Raw genomic sequence first — 24,855 nt, 5'->3', positions numbered from 1 at the left:
GGGTCGCCGGATGAAGACCGTCGCCGCCGTCGACCTCGGCGCCACGAGCGGACGGGTGATCCTCGGCTCGGTCGGGCACGGAGAGGTGACGCTGCGCACCGTCGCGCGCTTCCCCAACACGCCCGTGCGACTGCCCGACGGGCTGCACTGGGACGTCCTCTCCCTCTACTCCGCCGCGATGCACGGCCTCGGTACGGCCTCCCGCGAGGAGCCGGAGCTCGTGGGCGCGGCCGTCGACGCGTGGGCGGTCGACTACGCCCTGCTGCTCGGCGACCGCATGATCGGCAACCCCTACCACTACCGCGACGCCCGTACCGAGCGGGGAGTCGCGGCGGTCCACGCGGCGATCGGGCCGGACGAGCTCTACCGGCGCAACGGCCTCCAGCACCTCCCCTTCAACACCCTGTTCCAGCTGGCGGCATCCGCCTCATCCGGCGCGCTCGACGCCGCCGACGGCTTCCTCCTCATCCCCGACCTCATCGGCTACTGGGCGACCGGCCAGAGGGTCGCCGAGCGGACGAACGCGTCGACCACCGGCCTCATCCGGGCCGGCGAGAACGAGTGGGACGCCGAGCTGCTGTCCCGCCTGGGCCTGCGCTACGACCTGCTGCCACCGATCGTCGAGCCCGGCACCCAGCTCGGTCCCGTCTCCCCCGTCATGCGGGAGGAGTTCGGGATCCGCCACGTCTTCCCCTTCACGACCGTCGGCTCCCACGACACCGCGTCCGCCGTCGTCGGGGTGCCGTCGACCGGCGACGACGCCGCATACATCTCCTGCGGCACCTGGTCGCTCGTGGGCACCGAGCTGCCGTCACCCGTGCTCACGGAGGAGGCGCGGCTGGCGCGCTTCACGAACGAGGGCGGCGTCGACGGCCGCATCCGGTTCCTGAAGAACGTGATGGGCCTCTGGCTGCTCTCCGAGTCGATCCGCTCGTGGGCGAAGGTCGGCGAGCAGGAGGACCTCGAGCATCTGCTGAAGCAGGCGGCGGACGCGCCGGCGGACGTGCCCGTCTTCGACGCGAACGACCCTCGGCTGCTGCCGCCCGGCGACATGCCCACGCGGATCGAGACCTTGTTCACCGAGCAGGGAGTACGTCCCCCCGCGACGATGGGCGAGTTCGTGCGCAGCGTGCTGCAGAGCCTCGCGAACGCGTACGCCGACGCGATCCGCGACATCGAGCGCCTCACCGGCCGCCCCATCCGCACGGTGCACCTGGTGGGCGGTGGCGCACGCAACGAGCTGCTCTGCCGGCTCACCGCGGACGCGTGCGGGCTACCGGTCGTCGCCGGCCCTGTCGAGGCCACGGCCGTCGGCAACCTGCTGGTGCAGGCGCGCACCCACGGCCTCATCACCGGCGACCTCGAGGCCCTGCGCAGCGTCGTCGCGTCCTCGTTCCCCCTCCGCACCTCCGCCCCGCGCACCAGCACCGACGCGAAGGACTGACTCATGGTCCAGCGACAGCTCCCGAGGCCGGTGGAGGTCTTCGAGTACCTGCGGTTCAAGAAGCCCGACCTCGACCGCAAGAAGGCGCGGCTCGAGGCGGCGCTGACCATCGAGGACCTGCGGCGGATCGCGAAGCGGCGCACCCCGAAGGCGGCGTTCGACTACACGGACGGGTCCGCCGAGGGCGAGATCTCGATCGCTCGCGCGAGGCAGGCCTTCCAGGACGTCGAGTTCCACCCCGAGGTGCTCCGCGACGTCGAGCACGTCGACACCACCGCGACGGTGTTCGGCGCCCCGTCGAGCCTGCCGTTCGGCATCGCGCCCACGGGCTTCACCCGCCTGATGCAGACCGAGGGCGAGACCGCCGGCGCGGGTGCGGCGAACGCCGCGGGCATCCCGTTCACCCTCTCGACGCTCGGCACGACGTCGATCGAGCACGTGAAGGACGCGAACCCTGGCGGCCGCAGCTGGTTCCAGCTCTACGTGATGCGGCAGCGGGAGATCTCGTACGGCCTCGTCGAGCGCGCCGCGAAGGCCGGCTACGAGACCCTCTTCTTCACGGTCGACACCCCCGTCGCCGGCGCGCGGCTCCGGGACAAGCGCAACGGCTTCTCCATCCCGCCGCAGCTCACCCTTCGCACGCTGCTCGACGCCGCACCCCGGCCGTGGTGGTGGTTCGACTTCCTCACGACGCCGAAGCTCGAGTTCGCCTCGCTGACCTCGACCGGCGGCACCGTCGGCGACCTGCTCGACCTCGCGATGGATCCGACCATCAGCTTCACGGACCTGAAGACGATCCGGCAGCTGTGGCCCGGCAAGCTGGCGATCAAGGGCGTGCAGAGCGTCGAGGACGCGAAGCTGTTCGCGGACTTCGGCGTCGACGGCATCGTGCTGTCGAACCACGGCGGCCGCCAGCTCGACCGCGCCCCGATCCCGTTCCACCTGCTGCCCGACGTCGTGCGCGAGGTCGGGCGCGATCTCGACGTGCTCGTCGACACCGGGATCATGGACGGCGCCGACATCGTGGCGTCGATCGCCCTCGGCGCCGACTTCACCCTTGTCGGCCGCGCCTACCTGTACGGGCTCATGGCCGGCGGCCGCGCCGGCGTCGACCGGGCCATCGCGATCCTCGCCGACCAGATCGTCCGCACCATGAAGCTGCTCGGCGCCCACTCCCTCGAGGAGCTCGAGCCCCGGCACGTCACCCAGCTCGAACGGCTGATCCCCCGAACCCGCGCCTGACCGGCGGTCCATATGCCCTTCCGAGGATGTATCGAAGCGGTGGGGCCCTTCGCGTGTTGATCCGGATGCGAGCGCATCGGGTGCTCGCGGAAGGATCGACATGTCCCACCGGCACTTCAACGGTCTGACGACCGCGGCGCTCTTCGGACTCCTCGGCGCCGTCGTGCTCGGCGCCAGCTACCTCCTGTTCGGCCGCAGCCTCGCGGCGCTCACGATCGGTCTCGTGCTCGCCCTCGCGGTGAACCTCGGCTCCTGGTGGTTCAGCGACTCCGTCGCCATCCGGGCCATGCGCGCCCGTCCCGTCACCGAGGCGGAGCAGCCGGGCATGTACCGGATCGTCCGCGAGCTCTGGGCGCGCGCCGGCAGGCCGATGCCCGCCCTCTACGTCTCCCCCACCGCCGCGCCGAACGCGTTCGCGACCGGTCGCAGCCCCGAGCACGCGGCGGTGTGCTGCACCGAGGGCATCCTGCAGCTGCTCGACGAGCGCGAGCTGCGCGGTGTGCTCGGGCACGAGTTCATGCACGTCTACAACCGCGACATCCTCACGTCGTCGGTCGCCGCCGCGCTGAGCTCGGTGATCACGTATCTGGCCTACGGCGCGATGCTCTTCGGCGGCGGGAACGACCGCGAGAACCGGGGCGGTGGCGTCGGCGCCCTGCTCCTGCTGGTCCTCGGCCCGATCGCGGCCGGCGTGGTGCAGCTCGCGATCAGCCGGACGCGCGAGTACGACGCCGACGAGGACGGCGCCGCCCTCACCGGCGACCCGATCGCGCTCGCCTCCGCGCTGCGCAAGCTCGAGGCGGGCACGCAGCGGTACCCGCTGGCGCCGGAGCCGCAGCTGCGGAGCACGAGCCACCTGATGATCGCGAATCCGTTCCGGGCCCAGGACGTCGGCAGGCTGTTCTCCACGCACCCGCCCATGCGGGAGCGCATCGCCCGCCTCGAGGCGATGGCGGGCGCGCCCCTGCTCCACTAGCCGCATCCCGGCGGGCGCGACGCGGCCCGTGGTCGCGATCGACGCCGCTCCAGTCGCTCCGCTGACGGCAGGAACCCGGACCACCGCGCTGGTCGGCTCCCACTCGATCGAGGACCCGGAACGGCCTGATCGTCCGTCGTGAGCCCGGATCGGCACGGATCCGGTCGCCGAGACGCGATCGCAACACGGATCCCGTGGTCGAGCACCCGCCCGCGCCCCTAGCATGCACCCAGGGAACGCAGAGGAGCGCACCCCGTCCGGGAGGAGCAGCGGTGGCACAGGTCGCGGCACGGCGCGACGTCCGGGACGCCGACCCGGCGACACCCGGGATCGCCCTGGAGGGCGTGCGGAAGACCTTCGGATCCGTCGTCGCGGTCGACCGCGTCGACCTCGAGATCGCCGACGGCGAGCTCTTCGCGATGCTCGGTCCGTCGGGCTCCGGCAAGACGACCGTGCTCCGGATGATCGCGGGCTTCGAGCAGCCGACCGAGGGCCGCATCCGCCTCGCCGGGATCGACTCGACCGACCTGCCCCCGCACCGGCGCGACGTGAACACCGTCTTCCAGGACTATGCGCTCTTCCCCCATCTCAGCGTGCAGCAGAACGTCGAGTACGGGCTCACCGTGCGCGGCATCGGCCGCGCCGAGCGGATCCGGCGGGCGGGCGAGGCGCTCGACATGGTGCGGCTCGCCGGCGTGGGCGCGCGCCGCCCCGACGAGCTCTCCGGCGGCCAGCGGCAGCGCGTCGCGCTCGCCCGCGCCCTCGTGGTCCGCCCGCGGGTGCTCCTGCTCGACGAACCCCTCGGTGCCCTCGACCTGAAGCTGCGTGAGCAGATGCAGGTCGAGCTGAAGGCGATCCAGCGCGAGGTCGGCATCACGTTCGTGTTCGTCACCCACGACCAGGACGAGGCCCTGACCCTCTGCGACCGCCTCGCCGTCTTCAACGCGGGTCGCATCGAGCAGGTCGGGGCCGCCGCCGACGTCTACGAGCGGCCGCAGACGCGCTTCGTCGCGGGCTTCGTCGGCACCTCCAACGTGCTCGACGGGGCCGCGGCGGCCGCCCTCGTCGGCCGGCCGGGGGTGTTCGGCATCCGCCCCGAGAAGCTCGAGGTGCTGCCGGCGGGCACGGCCGCCGGCGGCGGCCTCCGCAGCACCGAGGGCACCGTGGCGGAGGTCGTCTACGCCGGGTCCACCACACGGCTGATCGTCGACACGGACGCGGGCGCCGCCCTCTCCGTCGTGCAGCTGAACGCCGACACCGGCCCGGCCGCGCTGCGCCGCGGCGACCGCGCGGTGGTCGCCTGGCATCCCGAATCCGTCCGGACCCTCGAGTCCGCCTCCCCCACCCCTCCCCCGGAAGGATCCGCGTGATGAAGCGACCGATCGCCCGCATCGCGGCGACCGCGACGGCTCTGGCCGTCGCCGTGCTGCTCGGTGCCTGCTCCACCGCCACGACGACGACCGGGACGGCCGGCGTCGCCCCGCCGAAGGTGAAGGAGATGAAGAAGCTCGGCGCCGGTGAGGGCCAGCTCAACATCATCGCCTGGGCGGGCTACGCCGAGGACGGCTCGAACGACAAGACCGTCGACTGGGTGCATCCGTTCGAGCAGCAGACCGGCTGCCAGGTGAACGTGAAGATCGGCAACACCTCCGACGAGATGGTGCAGCTCATGCGCACCGGCCAGTACGACGGGGTCTCCGCCTCCGGCGATGCGACGCTGCGCCTGATCTACGCGGGCGACGTGGCCCCGGTCAACACCGCGCTCGTGCCGAACTACGCCACGATCTCCACCTTTCTGAAGAAGCGGCCCTGGAACTCGGTGAGCGGGCAGATGTACGGCATCCCGCACGGCTGGGGCGCCAACGTGCTCATGTACAACCCGAAGGTCGTCACGACCGCGCCCACCTCGTGGGGCGCCGTGTTCGGCGGCTCGAGCGCGTACAAGGGCAAGGTCACGGCCTACGACTCCCCCATCTACATCGCGGACGCCGCGCTGTACCTGATGAAGACGAAGCCGTCGCTGAAGATCAAGGACCCGTACTCCCTCACCGAGAAGCAGCTCGACGCGGCGGTGGCGCTGCTGAAGCAGCAGAACGCGAACGTCGGCGAGTACTGGGCCGACTACACGAAGGAGGTGCAGGCCTTCGAGTCGGGCAGCTCCGTGATCGGCACGACCTGGCAGGTCATCGCGAACGTGATCGGCGCCGACAAGAAGGTGCAGGTGAAGACGGTCCTGCCGGCCGAGGGCGCGACCGGCTGGTCGGACACCTGGATGATCTCGTCCAAGGCGAAGCACCCGAACTGCATGTACCAGTGGATGGACTACATCACCTCGCCGAAGGTCAACGCGCAGGTCGCGGAGTGGTTCGGCGAGGCGCCCGCGCAGACGAAGGCCTGCACGGAGACCTCCGACAAGGGCTTCTGCACGACCTACCACGCCCTCGACTCCGCGTACGCGTCGAACATCCACTACTGGACGACGCCGCAGAAGCAGTGCGTCGACGGGTCCGGGAACGACTGCACCGCCTACTCGGAATGGGTCGACAAGTGGCAGCAGATCAAGGGCTGAGCACGGTCAGGTGAGCGTCCCCTCGACTGCGCGGCCGGGCGCGCGCCTGCGCCTGGCCGCGCTGCTCGGGCCGCCGATGGTGTGGCTCGTCGTGGCCTACCTGGGCTCGATGGCGGTGCTGCTGGTCTCGGCGTTCTGGAGCACGAACACCTTCACCGGCGCCGTCGTGCCGGTCTACACGAGCGGGAACCTGCTCGCGCTCGTCACGGATCCCCTGTACCGCGACGTCACCCTCAGGACCCTGCTCGTGGCCCTCGGTGTCACGGTGCTCGACGCCGCGGTCGCCGTCCCGATGGCGCTGTACATGAGCCGCGTCGCCTCTCCGCGCGCCCGGGTCGCGCTCGTCGTGGCCGTCACGACGCCGCTGTGGGCGAGCTATCTCGTGAAGGCGTACGCGTGGCGTGTGCTGCTGTCGCCGACGGGGCCGATCGCGTGGCTCACCGGTGGGCACTCGAGCGGATACGGGATCGGGGCGGTCGTCGTCACCCTCGCCTACCTGTGGCTGCCCTACATGGTGCTGCCGGTGTTCGCCGGCTTCGACCGGGTGCCCGACTCGCTCCTCGAGGCGAGCGCGGACCTCGGCGCGCCGATGCGCACGACGCTCCGTCGGATCGTCGCCCCGCTCGTGCTCCCGGCCGTCGCGGCGGGCTCGATCTTCACGTTCTCGCTGTCGCTCGGGGACTACATCGCCGTCACGATCGTCGGCGGGAAGACGCAGATGCTCGGCAACGTGATCTACGGCCAGCTCATCACCGCCAACGACCAGCCGCTCGCCGCGGCACTCTCACTCGTCCCCCTCGCCGCGATCGTGATCTACCTGCTCGCGATGCGCCGCACCGGTGCTCTGGAGAACGTGTGATCCGCCGATCCCCCGGCCTCCGCCGCGCGCTGCTCGCCTGGACCGTCGCCGGGCTCGTGCTGCTCTACGTGCCGCTCGCCCTCGTCGTGCTGAACTCCTTCAACGCGTCGCGGACGTTCGGCTTCCCCCCGTCCGGGTTCACCCTGCGCTGGTGGATCGCGGCGGCCGGCAGCTCGGGGGCGCTCCAGGCGCTCGGCACGTCGGTGCTCGCCGGGCTCTGCGCGACGGCGATCGCCCTCGTGCTCGGAACGATGGCGGCGTTCGCCGTCCAGCGCTTCCGCTTCTTCGGCCGGCGGGCGGTCAGCTTCCTCGTCGTGCTGCCGATCACGCTCCCGGGCATCGTCACCGGGATCGCCCTGAACGCGACCTTCACGTCCCTGCTCGGACCCGTCGGCGTGACGCTCGGCCTCGGGACGGTGATCGTCGGCCACGCCACGTTCTGCATCGTCATCGTCTTCAACAACGTGGCCGCACGCCTCCGGCGGCTCGGAACCTCCTTCGAGGAGGCGTCCGCCGACCTCGGCGCGAACCCGTGGCAGACGTTCCGGCTCGTGACCGTCCCCCTGCTCCGCGGCGCGCTGGTCGCGGGCGCCCTCCTCGCGTTCGCGCTGAGCTTCGACGAGATCGTGGTCACGACCTTCACCGCCGGCCCGACCGTGCAGACCCTGCCGATCTGGATCTTCGGGAACCTCTTCCGCCCGAACCAGGCGCCCGTGGTCAACGTCGTCGCGGCCGTGCTCACGCTCGTCGCGATCGTGCCGGTGTCGCTCGCGCAGCGCCTCGGTGGCGACGTGGCCGGCAGCCGCACCTGACCTCATCCGCCGTATTCAGGATCCGAGGCGCCGGCCGCCGCCTGTCGCCCCCCGGATGTCCTGAATCCCTCGACCGACTCCTGAGAACGGCGGACGCCGGCGCGGAGATCGGCAGCCGGGAACCGGGCGGTGCGCAGACGACGGCGCCCCGCCCCGCGATCCCGTCGAAGGGGGACGCGGGTCGGAGCGCCGATCCGTGGTGGGTGGGTGTGGGCTCAGACGCGGGCGCCGCTGCGGCGCTTCACGGCCATCCAGATCAGCAGCACGATGATCGCGCCGATGATGGAGCCGATGATGCCGGCCGGCTGGAAGAAGCCCCCCTGCGGGTCCGCGTGGAAGAGCAGGAAGCCGAGGAAGCCGCCCACGAACGAGCCGATGATGCCGAGCAGGATCGTCGCTCCGATGCCCATGCTCTGACGGCCCGGCACGATGGCGCGGGCGAGGAACCCGGCGATGAGGCCGACGATGATGATGACGATGATGGTGCCGAGGAGGCCCATGGCCGTATCCCTTCTGATGGCACGACGGTCGTCGTGCTGCTGGACCGCCCGGTTGCGGCGGTGGCCCTACTCGACCACTTCAGGTCCTCTGCAGGCACACCCCTAGGGGTGTTACGGTCCGATCATCAGCGTTCTCACACTCACGCGGCCGATCACGGTCGCCCTCGTCGACGACTACGACGTCGTGCTGGTCGGGCTCGCCCATCTGTTCGACGCCTTCCGCGACCGCGTCGTGGTCTCGGAGATCGACGCCAACGCGGCGCTCGACGACTCGATCGACGTCGTGCTCTACGACTCGTTCGCCCAGCCGGAGTCGGATCAAGTGGAGGTCGCCGGCCTCGTGGCCAACCCGCGGGCGAGGCGGGTGGTGATCTACACCTGGAACTTCCAGCCCGACCTCGTGGCTGCGGCCGAGGCGCTCGGCGTCCACGGGTACCTCCCGAAGACGCTCTCCGCCGAGGAGCTGGTCGAGGCGATCGAGCGCGTGCACGCGGGCGAGCGGGTCTTCGTCCGGCCGCCAGGCCGAGTCGGGAGCGCCCCGGGCCTCGACTGGCCGGGCCGCGAGCTCGGGCTCTCGGATCGGGAGTCGGAGATCCTCGCACTCATCACGCAAGGCAAGAGCAACGCGGACGTGGCACGGCTCACCCACCTGAGCCCCAACACGATCAAGTCCTACATCCGCTCGATCTACCGCAAGATCGGCGCGGGCAGCCGCACCCAGGCCGTGCTGTGGGGCGTCGCGCATGGATTCACCCCGGACCATCGCCGCATCGACCACTGGCTCGGCGGACCGTAGGGTGCGGATGCGGGAAGGTGGAGGACGTGACGGAAGCACCTCCCAGCCCCGCGTTCGGCGGCCTGCCCCGGCCGCAGGTCGACCTCGAGTCGGCCCGCTCCCTCGCGGAGCGCCTCTTCGGGGTGACCGGGGACCTCGAGGAGCTGGGCAGCCAGCAGGACCGCAACTTCCGCATCGACGGTCCGCGCGGCCGCTTCCTGCTGAAGGTGGGCAACCCGGCGTTCCCGGTGGCCGAGGTCGAGGCCCAGAACCTCGCCATGCGGGCCGTCTCGGCCCACGGCATCCGCTGCCCCGTCCCGGTGGCGGCAGTCGACGGCACCGAGTGCCCGCTGGTCGAGCTGGACGGCCGGCCGCATGTCGTGCGCCTGCTCACGTTCGTCGACGGTGTGCCGCTCACCGATCGGCGGCACCTTGCGGCGGAGACCGCCGCCGGACTCGGCGACACCGCCGGCGCGGTCGTCCAGGCCCTCGCGCCCCTCGACCATCCGGGCTTCGACAGGCGGCTGCAGTGGGACCTGCGGCACGCGGAGCAGGTCGTCACGGACCTGCTGCCGTTCGTCGCCGACGAGGACCGGCGGGCGCAGGTCGCGGCGGCGGCCGGGGCGGCGGCAGCGGCGCTCGAGGCGCTGGCCGCCCGGCTGCCGGTGCAGGTCGTGCACGGTGACCTCACCGACGACAACACGGTCGCGGAGACCGGCATCGACGGGCGGCCGCGGATCACCGGAGTGATCGACTTCGGTGACGCGGCACTCGGCTGGCGCGTCGCCGAGGCCGCCGTCGCCTGCAGCGCGGTGTTCCACCACGATCCCGCGTCGCCCCTCGCCGTGCTGCCGGTGCTCGCCGCGTTCGACGCCCGGGTGCGGCTCACGGACGAGGAGCTGGCGGCGGTGTGGTCGCTGCTCGTGCTGCGCGGCGCGACGCTCGTCGTGTCCGGCGAGCAGCAGGTCGCGATCGACCCGGAGAACGCCTACGCCGACTCGGCCAGGGAGAGGGAGTGGCTCATGTTCGCCGTGCCGGCCGGCTTCGATCCGGCCGTGGCGACCGCGGCGATCCGGCGGCACCTCGGCCGGCCCACCGAGGCGCCGGCGCTGCCGGCGGCCTCGGCTCCGGTGCTTCCCGCCAGCCCGGACGTGATCGACCTCGGCTGGTCGAGCCGCGCTCTCCGGGACGGGGACTGGCTCGTCGACCCGCGTGCGACGGAGGAGCGGTTACTGGCGACGGCGGCCGGTGCCGCCGGGGCCGCCGTCACGCGGTACGGCGAGGCCCGGCTGACCCGGAGCGCGGCGCCGTCCGCCGAGGAGCCCCGCAACGCCGCCCTCGGCGTCGAGCTGCTGGTCGCCGCCCCTCAGGTGCTGCGGGCACCGTTCGCGGGACGGGCGCGCTCGAGCGGGAACGGCGTCCGCCTGCTCGCGGACGGGCTGGAGCTGCGCATCGACGGGGTCGCACCCGAGGGCCCGGACCGGGCGGTGGCCGCAGGCGAGCCTATCGCCCGCGTCACGACATCCGCGTGGATCCAGGCGGTCGTGCCGGGCGGCGTCGCGGATCCCCCGCGCTTCGTGCCCGCGGGCGAGGTCGCCGCGTGGGGCGCACGCTGCCCGGATCCGTCCCCGCTGCTCGGTCTCCCCGCGGCACCCGCGGAGGAGCCGCCCGCATCCGTGCTCGCCCGCCGCGATCGCAGCTACTCGAGCCTGCAGTCCCACTACTACGCGGATCCGCCGCGCATCGAGCGGGGCGTGCGGGAGTTCCTGATCGACACCGCAGGCCGCCACCTGGTCGACATGGTCGACAACGTCACGGCGCTCGGGCATGGGCACCCGCGGATCGCCGCGGCGGCGGCGGACCAGTGGTCGATGCTGAACACGAACTCGCGGTTCCACTACGGCGCCGTCGCCGATCTCAGCGAGCGCCTGCTCGCCACCCTGCCCGCGCCGTTCGACACCGTGCTGCTCGTGAACAGCGGCAGTGAGGCCGTCGACCTCGCGCTGCGCCTGGCCCGCGCCTTCACGGGGCGCGAGGACGTGCTCGTCGTGCGCGAGTCGTACCACGGCTGGACCGTCGCGACCGACGCCGCCTCCACCTCCGTCTCCGACAACCCGCTCGCCGACGAGACCCGGCCGGGCTGGGTCCACGTCGTGGACGCGCCGAACACCTACCGCGGCCGGTACCGCGGCGCCGGGGCCGGCGCCCGCTACTCGGCCGACGCGGTGGCCGAGATCGACCGTCTCGCCGCCGCCGGCCGCCCCCTCGGGGCGTTCCTGGCGGAGCCGCGCAACGGCAACGCGGGCGCGATCGAGGTACCGCCCGGCTACCTCGCGGCCGTGTACGACGCCGTCCGCCGGCACGGCGGGATCTGCATCGACGACGAGGTGCAGGTCGGCTACGGCCGGCAGGGCGACGTGTTCTGGGGCTTCGAGCAGCACGAGGACGTCGTGCCGGATGTCGTCACGGTCGCGAAGGCGATGGGGAACGGGCATCCGCTCGGGGCGGTGATCACGCGCCGGGAGATCGCGGACGCGCTCGCCGCGCAGGGCTCCTTCTTCTCGTCCGCCGGCGGCAGCACGCTGTCCGCCCGGATCGGCTCCGAGGTGCTGGCCGTGATGGCGGACGAGCGGCTGCAGGAGCACGCCCGCGAGGTCGGCGACCGGGTGCACCGGCGGCTCGAGGCCCTGCGGACGCGGCATCCGCTGATCGGCGCCGTGCACGGGTGCGGGCTCTACCAGGGTGTCGAGCTGGTGCGGGACGCCTCGACCCTCGAACCCGCCACCGAGGAGACGGCGCGGATCTGCGACCGGATGCTCGAGCTCGGCGTGGTGGTGCAGCCGACCGGCGACCGGCAGAACATCCTCAAGGTGAAGCCGCCGCTCTGCATCTCGCGGGCGAGCGCGGACGCCTTCGTCGACGCCCTCGACCGGACCCTGACCGACGGCTGGTGATGCTCAGGCCTCGTCGCGGGCGGCATCGAGCTGCGCCAGCACGTGCTCGACGGCGGCGAGCACGGAGCCCTGCAGCATCCAGAGGTCCGGCCGGTCGCGCGGGTCCACGTCGAGCAGCCGCAGCTCGGTGAGCACCGCCCGCGTCTCGCGGACCGTCTCGAGGGTGCGCGACAGGGCCGCCTCCCGATCGGCCGGGCGTCTGTCCGCAGCGCCGGCGGCGTCGCCGTAGGCGCGGAGCGCGCCCGCGATGTCGTCGAGCAGCACGGCGAACGCCCGACGCACCTCACCCGCGGTCGGTCCCGGTGATCCCGTGGGCCGTGCCTCCTGGCCGCCGAGGACCACGAGCAGCGCCCGCTCGGCGGCGAGGCATCGATCCAGTCGGGCGAGCGCCGACCGGAGCGCGGGATCGAGGCGCGCCGACCCGAGCGCGCGAGGGTTGAGCCGACGCGCCTCCTCGATCGCGCGGATCGCCAGGGACGCCTCGACCACCTCGGTGCCGATGTGCTCCGCCCAGGCGGCCCACGCCTCCAGCTCCTCCGGCGCCGGAGGGCGCTCACCGAGCGTCGAGGCGACCTCGTCGAGCAGCGCGGCCTGGGAGCGCGCCACCCGCCGCACCGCGTCCGCCGCCGTCCTGTTCGGGATCGCGACCGGCACGACGAGGCTGAACAGGATCCCGACGGCCGTGCCGATGAGCGTGTTGACGATCCGCACCTGGGCGGCCTGGTGATGGGCGGAGACCGCCAGGATGAGCATCGCGCTGATCGGCGTCTCGAGCGACTGCTCCCCGAGGCGGAGCAGCTTCGCGAGCGTGAGCGACGCCGCGATCGCGAGCGCCAGGCTCCACCACGTCAGGCCGATCCACGTCGAGACGCCGACCGCGACGAGCACGCCCGTCAGCACCGCGCCGACGCGCACGATCCCCATCTGGAGCGTGCCCACCGTCGAGGCCTGCACCACCAGGAGCGCGGTGAGCGGCGCGGTGAGGTCGAGCGTCCCCGGCGTGACGAGCTCGGCGGCGACGTAGGCGACGACGGCCGCCACCGTGAGACGGGCGATCTGCACCGCCTGCGGCCGCAGCAGAGACGGAACCTCCCGCCACGACGCCGGGGACGACGGCCAGACGAGGTGCAGCAGCCGCCGGGCACCGATGCGCCACCGCCGCCGATCGAACGCGCCCGTCGTCATGCCCCGCTCCGCCCTGCAGAGGATGCGCGCAGGGTAGCGCGCCCTTCCTTCAGGAGAGCGGCCAGCCGGACGGCCTCGATGCCCCGTCGGGTCCGAGGGCCGAGACGGCCCTCGGCGCTCTGCTCCGAGCTAGCGGCTCGCATGCGCCGCAAGGAAGCGGTACACCTCCGCGTCGTCGACGCCCGGGAAGGTGCCGGTCGGCAGCGGCGACAGCACGTGCGCGTGCAGCTTCGCGCTCGGCCACGCCTTCCCGCTCCACCGGGCGGCGAGCTCGGCGTCCCGGCCGTCGCGGCGAGCGCCCGCGACCCGCGCATCCGCCCGCTCCGCGGTCTCACGGCCGCGGAACCACTTCGCGTCCGCGAACCGCACGCCGACGGTGATCGAGAACTCCTCCGAGGCCGATGTGCCCGTCTGGGTCGAGCACCAGAAGGTGCCGGCCGGGGTGTCGGTGTACTGGTAGAACTCCGTCGTTCTGTTCGTGCGCTCGAACGCGGCGCGGGCGGCCCACGCCGGATGCACGAACTGCCCCTCGACGGATCCGGACACGTCCGCGGGCAGGGGCAGGTCGTCGTTCTCGTAGGCCTTCGTGATCGCGCCGTCGTCCGCGACGCGGAGGAAGTGCAGTCGCAGGTCGAGGTGCACGGTCGCGAGGTTGGTGAGCCGCAGCGCCGCCGCCTCGTGGGTGACGCCGAACGCGTCGCGGAAGTCCTCCACCGCCAGGTCGCGGCGCTGCTTGGCCGCGGCGAGGAACTCGACGCTCGCCGGCTCGGGCATGAGGCACGCGGCGGCGAAGGCGTTGATCTCGAGCCGCTGCTCGAGGAACTCGGCGTAGTCGCGCGGCTCGTGGTGGCCGAGCACCCGGTGCGCCATCGCCTGCAGCGCGAGCGCCCGCAGGCCGTGACCGCCCGGGATGGAGGCGGGGGGCAGGTAGATGCGGCCGTTCTCGAGGTCCGTGACCGACCGCGTGGAGTGCGGCAGGTCGTTCACGTGGATGATCGAGAAGCCGAGGTGCTTCGCCATGAGGCCCACGGAGCGGTGGGTGAGGGCGCCGCGCTCGTGGCCGACGACCGCGAGCAGCTCGAGCGCCGCCCGCTCGATGGCGGGGAGGTGGTTGTTCCGCTCGCGGCTCGCCCGCCGCAGCGCCGTGTTCGCCCGACGCGCCTCCTCGGGCGTCGCGATCGCGCGCTCCGCCCGGCGGCGCAGCTCCCGGTGCAGCCCCACGAGCGCCTCCAGCGCGTCCTGCGGCAGGGTGCGCGAGGCGGGCACGGCCGGGAGGCCCAGCTCCGCGTAGAGCGGGGACTGCTGGAAGCGCTCCAGCTCGACCTCCAGCGCGGTGCGCTCGTCAGGGGCCTCGTCCGCGAGGAGCGCCGGCATCTCGGCGCCGAGCGCCGCGGCGATCGAGGCGAGCTGCGAGAGCCGCGGCTCCCGGCGTCCGTTCTCGATGAGGGACAGCCGGCTCGCCGCGATGCCCGTCCGCTCGCCGAGGTCGTCGAGCGTGAGCCCTGCCGCCCGTCGCCGCGCGCGGATCTGGCGGCCGACGAGCAGCGCATCCATCGTTCTTCTCCTATCGGAAAGATCGGCCGATCTTCTCCTTCGCACAGCCTGTACGGTCCACGCAATGCGCGCAACAGTGGAAGACAGGCCGTTTCTTTCCGGGAGGCACCGTGTCCGTACTGCCCGTCGCATCCGCACCGAGCGCCGCCCGCTTCCACGGGAGGGCCGCCCTCGAGGACTGGGTCGGCGGGATCGCCGCCCTCACCGGGCCGGACCGGGTGGTGTGGTGCGACGGCAGCGCCGCCGAGGCGGACCGGCTCGCGAAGGCGATGGTCGCCGACGGGGCCCTGATCCGGCTGAATCCGGAGTGGCGCCCGAACAGCTTCCTCGCCCGGAGCGACCCGGCCGACGTCGCCCGGCTGGAGGACCGCACCTTCATCTGCTCCGCGACGGCCGCGGACGCCGGTCCGACCAACAACTGGCGGGACCCCGCCGGGATGCGGGACGAGCTCGGCACGCGCTTCGCCGGCGCCATGCGCGGTCGCACGATGTACGTGCTGCCGTTCTCGATGGGGCCGGTGGGCGGAGCCATCTCGCAGCTCGGCGTGCAGGTGACCGACTCGCCCTACGTCGTGCTCTCGATGGGCCTGATGACCCGGATGGGCGACGAGGCGCTGGCGGAGATCCAGGGGACCACCTCGTGGGTGCCGGCCGTGCACTCGGTCGGCATGCCGCTGATCGACGGGGAGGGCCGGCGGATCCCGGACCTGCCGTGGCCGTCGAACGCGGTGAAGGTCATCGCCCACTTCCCGGAGACGCGGGAGATCTGGTCGTACGGGTCCGGCTACGGCGGCAACGCGCTGCTGGCGAAGAAGTGCTTCGCCCTCCGGATCGCCTCGGTGATGGCCCGCGACGAGGGCTGGCTCGCCGAGCACATGCTGCTCATCAAGCTCACCTCGCCCGCAGGCCGTGTCCACCACGTCGCCGCGGCGTTCCCCTCGGCGTGCGGCAAGACGAACTTCGCGATGCTGCAGCCCAGCCGACCCGGGTGGCGGGTCGAGACGATCGGCGACGACATCGCATGGCTCCGGCAGGGCGCGGACGGGCGGCTGCGCGCCATCAACCCCGAGGCGGGCTTCTTCGGAGTCGCCCCGGGCACGGGTGAGGCCACCAACCCGGCGGCGATGGCGACGATGTGGGGCAACACGATCTTCACGAACGTCGCGCTGCGACCCGACGGCGACGTCTGGTGGGAGGGGATGACGCCGACGCCGCCGGACGGGCTGATCGACTGGCGGGGCGAGCCGTGGTCGCCCCGCTCCGGCCGGCCGGCCGCGCATCCGAACGCTCGCTTCACGGTCGCGGCGGAGCAGTGCCCGGTGCTCGCCGACGACTGGGACTCCCCCGACGGCGTGGCGATCGACGCGATCGTGTTCGGCGGCCGCCGCGCCCGCAACGTGCCGCTCGTCGCCGAAGCCGCCGACTGGACCGACGGCGTCTTCATGGGCGCCACCATCGCGAGCGAGCAGACCGCCGCCGCGGAGGGTCCGGTCGGCGAGCTGCGGTTCGACCCGTTCGCCATGCTGCCCTTCGGCGGCTACGACATGGCCGAGCACTGGAACCATTGGCTGCGGGTCGGCGAGCGCCTCGGCACGAAGGCGCCGCGGATCTTCCGCGTCAACTGGTTCCGGAAGGGGAACGACGGCCGCTTCCTCTGGCCGGGCTACGGAGACAACATCCGCGTGCTCGACTGGATCGTCGCCCGGATCGAGCACGAGGCCGATGCCGTCGTCTCGCCCATCGGCCTGCTGCCCTACCGGCACGATCTCGACCTCGCCGGCCTCGCGCTGCCCGACGCCGACGTGCGCGAGCTGCTCACGGTCGACGCCGCCGGCTGGCGGCACGAGTGCGACGAGATCGAAGGGCTGTTCGCCCGCTTCGGGGACCGCGTGCCCCGCCCGCTCGTGCGCCGGCTGCAGCAGCTGCGCTGGCGGCTCGGCTCGTACGCATGACCCTCGACGCGACGGTCGGCGCCGAGCGGGGCCACCACCCTCCGGTTCCTCGCGCTCCCGTCGGACGCCGCTGTCGACGCCGGGTCGGTGCAGGCCGGTCGGGTGCTCGAATGGATCGACCGGGCCGGCTTCGCCTGTGCGGCGGCGTGAAGCGGCTCGTATGACCCCTCGCAGGCCGGCGCGAAGGAGCGCACGGACCCACGCACACTTGCCACTTTCTGCCCTCATCCGAGCCGTTTGAGGGCGGAAAGTGGCAAGTCCGCGTTTCAGCGCTCGACGCGCTCGAAGACGGCAGCGAGGCCCTGACCGCCGCCGATGCACGTGGTCTCGAGCGCCCACCGGCCGCCCAGGTCGTGCAGCTCGTTCGCGAGGGTCGCGAGCATCCGCACCCCTGTCGCGCCGAGCGGATGGCCGATCGAGATGCCGCTGCCCCGCGGGTTGAGCCGCGGATCCGCGTCGTCGACCCCCCACTCGTCGAGGCAGGCGAGCACCTGCACCGCGAAGGCCTCGTTCAGCTCGATCACGTCGAGGTCGTCGAACCCGATGCCGGCCCGCTCCACCGCGCGTCGGGCGGCGGGCACGGGTCCGATCCCGAACCGCTCCGGCTCGACGCCTGCGACGGCCCACGTCGCGAGGCGCAGGAGCGGGACCAGCCCGAGCGCCTCGGCGCGATCCGGGGTCGTGAGGATGCACGCGGCCGCGGCGTCGTTCTGCCCGCTCGCGTTGCCGGCCGTCACGGTGGCGTCCGGATCCTTCCGCTCGAGCGCGGGGCGCAGTGCCGCGAGTGCCTCGAGGGAGGTTTCCGCCCGCGGATGCTCGTCCCGTGACACGGTCACGGCGCCCTTCCGTCCCGGCACATCGACCGCCACGAGCTCCCGATCGAACGCGCCGGACTCCTGGGCGGCGACGGCCCGGCGGTGCGACTGCAGCGCGTACGCGTCCTGGCGCTCCCGGGAGATCCGGTACTCGCGGCGCAACCTCTCCGCCGTGCCGATGTTGCCGTCCGGCGTCGCATGGAACCGGCCTCCGGCGCGCTCCCGCCCACGGCTCAACGCGTCGTGCAGCACCAGGGCGGCGGGCGGCAGCCCGCGCCGCCCCTCCTCGGTGTAGTACGGGGCGTTGCTCATCGACTCGACGCCCGCGGCGATCACGACGTCCGAGACGCCGGTCTGCACCTGCATCGCCGCGTTGACGACGGCCTGCAGGCCCGACCCGCAGCGCCGGTCGAGCTGGTAGCCGGTCGCCGTCACGGGCAGCCCGGCGTCGAGCGCGGCCACGCGGCCGATCGGGGGCGCCTCCGTCGTCGGGTAGCACTGACCGACGATCACATCGTCGACCGCATCGCCCGGCAGGCCCGAGCGCTCGAGCAGCGCGGTGAGAACGGTCGTGGCGAGGGTCTGGGCGGAGAGCGTCGCGAGCGCGCCGCCGTACCGGCCCACCGGCGTGCGCACGGGCGTGCAGACGACCGCCTCACGCAGCTCCGTCACGCGGGCACCTCGGACACGAGCGGCTCGGCGACGGCGAAGCCGCAGCCGGTCAGCTCGCGGATGGACTCCACGGTCTCGCCGGGGGCGAGCTCGACGAGCAGCAGGCCGTCGTCGGTGACGTCGAACACGCAGCGGTCCGTGATGATCCGGTCGACGCAGGCGCGGCCGGTCAGCGGCAGGGTGCACGCCGCGAGGATCTTGTGATCGCCGGACTTCGCGACGTGCTCCATCAGCACGATCACCCGCTGCGCCCCGGCGACGAGGTCCATCGCGCCGCCCATCCCCTTGATCAGCTTGCCGGGGATGGCCCAGTTGGCGATGTCACCGCGCTCGGAGACCTGCATGGCGCCGAGCACAGCGACCGTGACGCGGCCCCCGCGGATCATCCCGAAGCTCGCCGCGGAGTCGAAGAACGCCGCACCGGGCAGCACGGTGACGGTCTCCTTGCCCGCGTTGATGAGCTTCGGGTCCTCCTCGCCCTCCCACGGGTAGGGGCCGACGCCGAGTATGCCGTTCTCGGAATGCAGCACGATCGATCGGCCGTCGGGCACGAAGTTCGGGATGAGGGTCGGCAGCCCGATGCCGAGGTTCACGTACGAACCGTCCTCGAGCTCGAGCGCGGCCCGCGCCGCCATCTGGTCCCGGGTGAGCGGCATCCTCAGGCCTCCTGTCGCGTGCGCACGGTGCGCTTCTCGATCGGCAGGTCGATCGCCTGCTCCGGCGTCAGCTGGACGATGCGGTCGACGTAGATCCCCGGCAGGTGCACGGCGTCCGGGTCGATCGCGCCGGGCTCCACCACCTCGTCGACCTCGGCGATCGTGACCCGGCCCGCCATCGCGACGAGCGGGTTGAAGTTCCGCGACGACTTCTCGAAGACGAGGTTGCCGTGGTGGTCCGCCTTCGCCGCCCGCACCAGGGCGAAGTCGGTCCGGATCGCGGTCTCGAGCACGTACTCCGTCTCGGCCCCGAGCACGTCGAACCGCGCCGTCGGCTTCGGCGGGGACGCCACGACCACCTCGCCGTCCGCCCCGTAGCGCCAGGGCAGGCCGCCCTCGGACACCATCGTGCCCACACCGCTCGCGGTGTAGAAGGCGGGGATGCCCACGCCGCCGGCCCGCAGCCGCTCGGCGAGCGTCCCCTGCGGGGTCAGCTCCACCTCGAGCTCTCCGCCGAGGTACTGGCGGGCGAACTCCTTGTTCTCGCCGACGTAGGAACCGACCACGCGACGGATGCGGCCCTCGGCGAGCAGCAGCCCGAGCCCCCAGCCGTCGACGCCGCAGTTGTTCGACACGACCTCCAGGTCGGTGACCTCGCGCGCGAGCAGCGCCCGGATCAGCTCGATCGGCACGCCGTTCAGGCCGAAGCCCCCGACGGCCACCGAGGCGCCGCTCGAGATGTCCGCGACCGCCTCCGCGGCGCTCCCCACTCGCTTGTCCACCCGAGCCTCCTTACGTCTCGTCCGTGTCGTCGTGCTCCGCGAGCACCCGTTTCAGCCGCCCGAACGCGGTGTTGGCGGCGGGCACCCCGGCGTAGATCGAGGTGTGCAGCAGGATCTCCGCGAGCTCCTCGCGCGTGAGGCCGTTCGCGAGCCCGGCCCGGAGGTGCAGCTCGAGCTCGTGCCAGTGGCCGCCGGTGACGAGGCTCGAGATCGTCACCGCGCTGCGCATCCGCCGGTCGAGGCCGGGCCGGGTCCACACCGAGCCCCAAGCCGTCTCGGTGATGAAGCGCTGGAAGTCAGCGGTCTCGGGCGTGATCCCGGCGAAGGACGCGTCGACGTACTCCTGCCCGAGCACCGAGCGCCGCACCGCGAGGCCGGAGGCGTAGCGGTCGAGCGCCTCCCGGTCGCCCGCGAGGTGGTCGAGCACCGCCGCGGCGACGGCCTCCGGTCGCTCGAGCTGCGCCTGGTGGCCCGTGTCCGCGAGAGGGAGCGCCACCGCGCCGGGGATCGAGGCGGCGAGCGTCTCGCCGTCGGCGGTCGACACCACCGGGTCGCTGTCGCCGGTCACCACCACGGTGGGCACGTCGAGCACATCGAGGTCGCCGCGCCGGTCGAAGTCGGCGAGGGCCTCGCAGCAGCGGGCGTAGGACTCGTCGTCCACATCGAGGAGGTCGGCGAGGGCCTTGCCGACCGTGTCCGGATCGCGCGACGGGAACGACGGTGCGAACCAGCGGCGGCCGCTCCCGGCGACCAATGACGCCGTGCCCTGCCGCCGGACCTGCGCCGCGCGCTCGTACCAGGACGCCGGCTCGCCGATCCGGGCGTCCGAGCAGACCACCGCGAGCCCGTCGAGCCGGTCGGGACCGACCATGAGGGCGAGCTCGATGCCGACGGCGCCACCGAAGGAGGCACCCGCGTAGGTGAACCGGCGGTCGCCCAGCGAGTCGACGAGGGCGAGCACGCCACGGGCGAGGTCGGCGACGGTGAAGGAGCCGGTCGCCGCGGGGCTCGAGCCATGACCGGGCAGGTCCCACCGCAGCACGCGGTAGCGGTCCGTGAGCCGCTCGGCGACGGCGGTCCAGGTCTCGGCGGTCGTGCCGAGCGAGGGGCCGAGCACGAGCAGCGGAGCCGCGGGGCCTGCAGCGGTCGTCGGATCCACGACCCCACGCAGCACCGGCGTCACGACGGCATCCCGATCGCGGCGTCGATCATCCGATCGGCGAGGCCGACCGGTCGCTCCGGGTCGGTCACGGCTCGCACGCGGTCGGCCGCCTCCGGCTCGTCGCCGAGCTGCGCGAGCAGGGCCGGGACGAGGTCGCCGGCGGCGAGCGCCGTGCGCACGACCTCCTGCGCGCGGGCACGACCGAGGAACGGCACCAGCGCCCACTGCGCCCGTTCGGCATGCGCGGAACCACCGCCGTCGTCGAGGTGGGCGCGGAGCCGCCCGGGATCCACGTCGAGCGCGGCGATCACGTCGCCGGCGAGCGCGGCGGACTCGACCGCGAGGCGCAGCAGCTCCCGGAGCGGCTGCCATTCGGCGTGCCAGTCCCCCGGCGGCCGGTCGTCGAGCGCGAGCTGGGCGCCGAGCAGCGTGGCGGCGAGCCCGGGCGCCCGCCTGGCCGCGGCGACGAGCAGGATCGCGGGGACGGGGTTGTGCTTCTGCGGCATCGCGGACGAGCCGCCCTCCGCCGCGCCGAGGCCGAGCTCGAGCTCCCCGAGCTCGGTGCGGGTGCCCTGGGCGACCTCGAGACCGAGCCGCCCGAGTGCACCGACGAGCACGGCGAGGGCGGCGCCGAGCTCGGCGACCGGGCCGCGCTCGACGTGCCACGCGGTCGGCCGGAACGCGAGGCCGAGCTCGTCCGCGAAGCGGCGCCGGACGATGTCGGCGCGGTCGGCGCCGAGCAGGTCCACGAGCACGGCGAGCGTGCCCACGGATCCGCCGAGCTGGGCGGGCAGCTCGAGCGCGTCCAGATGCTGGGCGGCGCGACGCACCCCCTCGAGGAGCACCGCGACGCGGAGCCCGAAGACGGTCGGCGCTGCCTGCTGCGTGAGCGTGCGCCCGACGGCCGGGGTGGCCCGGTGGGCGTCGGCCAGCGAGGCGAGGCCCGCGAGCACGGGCACCAGGGCGGCGTCGATCCGGCCCCGGGTGCGGGCTGCGACGAGCATCGTGGCGCTGTCGAGCACGTCCTGGCTCGTGGCGCCCAGGTGGAGCACGTCCCGCACCTCGGACGGGGCCGCGGCGCGCAGCTGCGCGAGCAGCGGGAGCACGGGGTTGCCGCTCGCCCGGGCCCCGGCGGCGAGGGCCGCGACGTCGACCGCGCCCGCAGCCCAGCCCTCGTCGCGCGCCGCCCCCGGCGCCGCGTCGACGGCCGAGAGGGCACGGACGAGCGCGAGCTCGACGTCGACCATCGCCCGGGCGTACGCCTCGTCGGACACCACCTCCGCGACGGTCCCGGTGGCCGGGTCGAGCAGGCCCAGATCGACGGCGGCGGTCATCGCGGCCCGGGGTAGTCGAGGAACACCGTCTCATCCTCGCCCTGCAGCCGGACGTCGAACCGATAGGCGCCGTCGGCGTCGGGCCCCGCGAGCAGGGTGCGGCGACGTTCCGGCGGCAGCTGCGCGAGGAGCACGTCCGTCGGCTCCTCCTCGCCGCCTGGGACGAAGTAGACGCGCGTGAAGAGGTGGTGCAGCAGGCCGCGGGCGAACACCGTCACGAGCGCCCAGCGCGCGCCGTGCGCATCCGGCCCGGGCAGCTCGGTGCGGAACTCGTAGGTGCCGTCCACCTCGGTCGCCACCCGCCCGAAGCCGGTGAACGCGCCCCGATCGCGGCGGCGGCTGCCCGGCTCGGCGACGACGCGACCGTCCGCATCCCGCTGCCACACCTCGAGCAGCGCGTCCGGGACGGGCGCCCCCGCACCGTCGAGCACGGACCCGTGAAGCCGGACGGCGTGCGGTGCGGCCGGAGGCACGAGGAAGGGGCCGCCGTCGAACGGCAGCGCGAAGGCGAAGAACGGACCGATGGTCTGCGACGGCGTCTGCACGAGGTCCGGTCCCCCGGTCGGCGGCTCGTGGTGCGCGAGCCGTTCCGGCGCCGTGAGGCGCGCCTGGTCCGGTTCAGTGGTCGCCATGCTCGTCCTCCCGCCACGTCGCGGTCGCGCCGGTCAGCACGATGTCCCACCGGTAGCCGGTCGCCCATTCGGGCACCGTCAGATCGTGATCGTAGGTCGCGATGAGGCGGTCGCGCGCGGCCTGGTCGGGGATCGACTGGTAGATCGGGTCGAGTGCGAACAGCGGGTCGCCCGGGAAGTACACCTGCGTCACGAGCCGCTCCGTGAAGGCGTTGCCGAACAGGGAGAAGTGGATGTGCGCCGGGCGCCACGCGTTGCGATGGTTGCGCCACGGGTACGGGCCCGGCTTGATCGTGACGAAGCGGTAGGCGCCGGTGTCGTCCGTGAGCGTGCGGCCGACGCCCGTGAAGTTCGGGTCGAGCGGCGCCGGATGCTGGTCGCGCTTGTGCACGTACCGCCCGGAGGCGTTCGCCTGCCAGACCTCGACGAGCTGGTTGCGCACCGGCCGGCCCGCCCCGTCGAGCACGCGGCCGGTGAGGATGATGCGCTCGCCGAGCGGCTCCCCCGGGTGCTGGATGGTGAGGTCGTTCTCGTACGGGTCCACGTCGACGTGGCCGAACGCGGGCGCGACGCGCTCGATCTCCTCCGGATCGACACGGACGAGCTCGTGGGTCGGATGCCGCAGCCCGCTCGAGCGGTACGGTGCGGAGTCGCGGGACGGATGCCGCGACGCGCGCCCGGCCGCGGCGCGGTGGGCGTCGGCGATCTCCGCGCTGATGTCCTGCTGCGTGGGGGCGTCGGTCATGCGATGGCCAATCCGGTGTACTGCTCGGCGAGGGTCTGCTGCGCGAAGCGCGAGGTCGTGACGAAGTCGAGCTGACCGACGCGGCTGCGGTAGCGGAAGTCGCGCTCCGCGGGCGGCGTCGACGGCCCAGGGAGATGCAGCATGTCCGTCATCCACTGGGAGAAGTACTGGATCTTCCACTGCCGCGCGAGCGCCCGGTCGCTGTAGGAGGCGAGCGCGGTCTCGCTGCCGCCGACCGCGACGGTGAGCGCGTCGCCGAGCATCGCGACGTCGGCGATCGCCGCGTTGAGGCCCTTCGCGCCGGTCGGCGGCACGATGTGGCCGGCGTCGCCGGCGAGGAAGAGGCGCCCATAGGTGAGGGTGCTGGCCACGGACGAGCGCATCGGAGTGATCGACTTCTCGGTGATCGGGCCGGGCGTGAGGGTCCAGCCGGGGATGCCGAGGCGCTCCTGGAGGCCGTCCCAGATCCGCTCGTCGCTCCAGTCGGCGATGTCCTCTCCGGGGTCGACCTGCAGGTAGAGGCGGCTGACGGACGGGCTGCGCATCGAGTGCATCGCGAAGCCGTCGGGGTGGAGGGCGTAGACGAGCTCGTCGGTGCTCGGCGCCACGTCGGCCAGCACGCCGAGCCAGGCGCAGTCGTAGGCGCGCTCCGCCGGGTTCAGCGCCTCGGGCGGGATCACCGTGCGGCAGACGCCGTGGTAGCCGTCGGCGCCCACGACGAAGCGAGCGGCGAGGTCGTGCTGCTCGCCGCCGACGACGAACCGGAGGTGCGGCTCGTCACCCGTGACGTCGACTGGCGTGACCTCGCTCGCGCCGTAGTGGACGGCGCTGCCGAGCTCGTCGTGGCGCCGCATGAGGTCGAGCACCACCTGCTGCTGGCCGTAGACGGTCACCGTGCGGCCGACGAGGTCCTCGAAATCGACGTGGAAGCGCCGCCCCTCGACCTGCAGGTGGATGCCGCCGTGCACGAGGCCCTCCGCATGCAGGCGGTCCGCGAGCCCGAAGCGGTCGAGCACGTCGACCGAGGACTGCTCGAGCACGCCGGCCCGGATGCGGGACAGCACGTGCTCGCGGGACCGGTTCTCCACGATCACGAACGGCACGTTCGCGGCCGCGAGCAGATGGCCGAGCAGCAGCCCGGCCGGTCCGGCACCGACGATCCCCACGGTGGTCCGCTCCGTCATGCCCGCTCCTTCGCGTCCCGTCCACCGTGCCAGGGAACGAGGTCGCCCGTC

21 protein-coding genes are annotated in these 24,855 nt (G+C 73.1%); 10 read left to right on the top strand and 11 right to left on the bottom strand.

The genetic code is table 11. The features are described 5' to 3' along the window. The first annotated feature begins 10 nt into the window (after positions 1-10). The 7 genes from JWQ92_RS02450 (at position 11) to JWQ92_RS02420 (ending at position 7,902) form a co-directional block, all read left to right on the top strand. A complete protein-coding gene (locus JWQ92_RS02450; protein ID WP_297342868.1) occupies positions 11-1,444 on the top strand; it encodes a rhamnulokinase family protein in 1,434 nt (477 codons plus the stop codon). Between the two features lie 3 nt (positions 1,445-1,447). Beyond that, the gene (locus tag JWQ92_RS02445) at positions 1,448-2,686 is read left to right on the top strand and encodes an alpha-hydroxy acid oxidase (RefSeq protein ID WP_297342865.1); all 1,239 of its coding nucleotides are present in this window, start codon (positions 1,448-1,450) and stop codon (positions 2,684-2,686) included. 100 nt (positions 2,687-2,786) lie between these two features. Then, positions 2,787-3,662, top strand: a complete 876-nt coding sequence (gene htpX, locus JWQ92_RS02440) for a zinc metalloprotease HtpX (RefSeq protein ID WP_297342864.1) — start codon at positions 2,787-2,789, stop codon at positions 3,660-3,662. A gap of 272 nt (positions 3,663-3,934) precedes the next feature. After that, positions 3,935-5,032, top strand: a complete 1,098-nt coding sequence (locus JWQ92_RS02435; protein ID WP_297342863.1) for an ABC transporter ATP-binding protein — start codon at positions 3,935-3,937, stop codon at positions 5,030-5,032. Further along, positions 5,032-6,231 carry an ABC transporter substrate-binding protein gene (locus JWQ92_RS02430; protein ID WP_297342862.1) on the top strand — a complete coding sequence of 400 codons (1,200 nt, stop codon included), beginning with the start codon at positions 5,032-5,034 and terminating at the stop codon, positions 6,229-6,231. Before JWQ92_RS02435 ends, JWQ92_RS02430 begins: the two co-directional genes overlap by 1 nt. 10 nt (positions 6,232-6,241) lie before the next feature. Beyond that, on the top strand, positions 6,242-7,090 hold the full coding sequence (locus JWQ92_RS02425; RefSeq protein WP_297342861.1) for an ABC transporter permease: 849 nt from the start codon (positions 6,242-6,244) through the stop codon (positions 7,088-7,090). Further along, positions 7,090-7,902 (top strand): ABC transporter permease, encoded by an 813-nt coding sequence (locus JWQ92_RS02420; RefSeq protein WP_367276702.1) that lies wholly within the window; start codon positions 7,090-7,092, stop codon positions 7,900-7,902. The genes JWQ92_RS02425 and JWQ92_RS02420 overlap by 1 nt, the downstream gene beginning before the upstream one ends. Before the next feature lie 215 nt (positions 7,903-8,117). Here the strand turns inward: JWQ92_RS02420 and JWQ92_RS02415 are convergent, their stop codons facing one another. Then, on the bottom strand, positions 8,118-8,402 hold the full coding sequence (locus JWQ92_RS02415; RefSeq protein ID WP_297342859.1) for a GlsB/YeaQ/YmgE family stress response membrane protein: 285 nt from the start codon (positions 8,400-8,402) through the stop codon (positions 8,118-8,120). A 184-nt stretch (positions 8,403-8,586) separates the two neighbouring features. Between JWQ92_RS02415 and JWQ92_RS02410 the strand changes: the two genes are divergently transcribed. Both JWQ92_RS02410 and JWQ92_RS02405 read left to right on the top strand, forming a co-directional pair. Continuing rightward, positions 8,587-9,198 carry a response regulator transcription factor gene (locus JWQ92_RS02410; protein WP_297342858.1) on the top strand — a complete coding sequence of 204 codons (612 nt, stop codon included), beginning with the start codon at positions 8,587-8,589 and terminating at the stop codon, positions 9,196-9,198. Between the two features lie 26 nt (positions 9,199-9,224). Continuing rightward, positions 9,225-12,131 (top strand): aminotransferase, encoded by a 2,907-nt coding sequence (locus JWQ92_RS02405; protein ID WP_297342857.1) that lies wholly within the window; start codon positions 9,225-9,227, stop codon positions 12,129-12,131. 3 nt (positions 12,132-12,134) lie between these two features. Here the strand turns inward: JWQ92_RS02405 and JWQ92_RS02400 are convergent, their stop codons facing one another. Next, positions 12,135-13,316, bottom strand: a complete 1,182-nt coding sequence (locus JWQ92_RS02400; protein WP_297342856.1) for an aromatic acid exporter family protein — start codon at positions 13,314-13,316, stop codon at positions 12,135-12,137. 129 nt (positions 13,317-13,445) lie between these two features. Further along, complete coding sequence (locus tag JWQ92_RS02395) at positions 13,446-14,870, bottom strand: XRE family transcriptional regulator (protein ID WP_297342855.1); 1,425 nt, start codon at positions 14,868-14,870, stop codon at positions 13,446-13,448. 119 nt (positions 14,871-14,989) lie between these two features. Here JWQ92_RS02395 and JWQ92_RS02390 point away from each other — a divergent pair, with 119 nt between their 5' ends. Further along, positions 14,990-16,822 (top strand): phosphoenolpyruvate carboxykinase (GTP), encoded by a 1,833-nt coding sequence (locus JWQ92_RS02390; protein ID WP_297342867.1) that lies wholly within the window; start codon positions 14,990-14,992, stop codon positions 16,820-16,822. A gap of 266 nt (positions 16,823-17,088) precedes the next feature. On the opposite strand, the gene JWQ92_RS02380 is transcribed toward JWQ92_RS02390, so the two are convergent. From JWQ92_RS02380 to JWQ92_RS02345, 8 genes are read right to left on the bottom strand one after another with little or no spacing between them, the layout of a single operon-like run. After that, the gene (locus JWQ92_RS02380; protein ID WP_297342854.1) at positions 17,089-18,309 is read right to left on the bottom strand and encodes an acetyl-CoA C-acetyltransferase; all 1,221 of its coding nucleotides are present in this window, start codon (positions 18,307-18,309) and stop codon (positions 17,089-17,091) included. After that, positions 18,306-18,965, bottom strand: coding sequence for a CoA transferase subunit B (locus JWQ92_RS02375; RefSeq protein ID WP_297342853.1), 660 nt, complete (start codon positions 18,963-18,965; stop codon positions 18,306-18,308). The genes JWQ92_RS02380 and JWQ92_RS02375 overlap by 4 nt, the downstream gene beginning before the upstream one ends. A gap of 2 nt (positions 18,966-18,967) precedes the next feature. Beyond that, complete coding sequence (locus tag JWQ92_RS02370; protein ID WP_297342852.1) at positions 18,968-19,747, bottom strand: CoA transferase subunit A; 780 nt, start codon at positions 19,745-19,747, stop codon at positions 18,968-18,970. Between the two features lie 10 nt (positions 19,748-19,757). Then, positions 19,758-20,930, bottom strand: a complete 1,173-nt coding sequence (locus JWQ92_RS02365) for an alpha/beta fold hydrolase (protein WP_297342851.1) — start codon at positions 20,928-20,930, stop codon at positions 19,758-19,760. After that, complete coding sequence (locus JWQ92_RS02360; protein ID WP_297342850.1) at positions 20,927-22,243, bottom strand: lyase family protein; 1,317 nt, start codon at positions 22,241-22,243, stop codon at positions 20,927-20,929. Before JWQ92_RS02360 ends, JWQ92_RS02365 begins: the two co-directional genes overlap by 4 nt. Next, positions 22,240-22,875: a protocatechuate 3,4-dioxygenase subunit alpha gene (gene pcaG, locus JWQ92_RS02355; RefSeq protein WP_297342849.1), complete on the bottom strand. Its 636-nt coding sequence runs from the start codon at positions 22,873-22,875 to the stop codon at positions 22,240-22,242. Before pcaG ends, JWQ92_RS02360 begins: the two co-directional genes overlap by 4 nt. Beyond that, a complete protein-coding gene (gene pcaH, locus JWQ92_RS02350) occupies positions 22,862-23,620 on the bottom strand; it encodes a protocatechuate 3,4-dioxygenase subunit beta (protein ID WP_297342848.1) in 759 nt (252 codons plus the stop codon). Before pcaH ends, pcaG begins: the two co-directional genes overlap by 14 nt. Continuing rightward, on the bottom strand, positions 23,617-24,804 hold the full coding sequence (locus tag JWQ92_RS02345) for a 4-hydroxybenzoate 3-monooxygenase (protein WP_297342847.1): 1,188 nt from the start codon (positions 24,802-24,804) through the stop codon (positions 23,617-23,619). The genes pcaH and JWQ92_RS02345 overlap by 4 nt, the downstream gene beginning before the upstream one ends. Positions 24,805-24,855 lie beyond the last annotated feature (51 nt).

Source organism: Amnibacterium sp. (assembly GCF_025463795.1).
GTDB lineage: Bacteria > Actinomycetota > Actinomycetes > Actinomycetales > Microbacteriaceae > Amnibacterium.
Note: the sequence above shows the minus strand (reverse complement) of the source record. Positions and strands in the feature narration are given on the sequence as shown.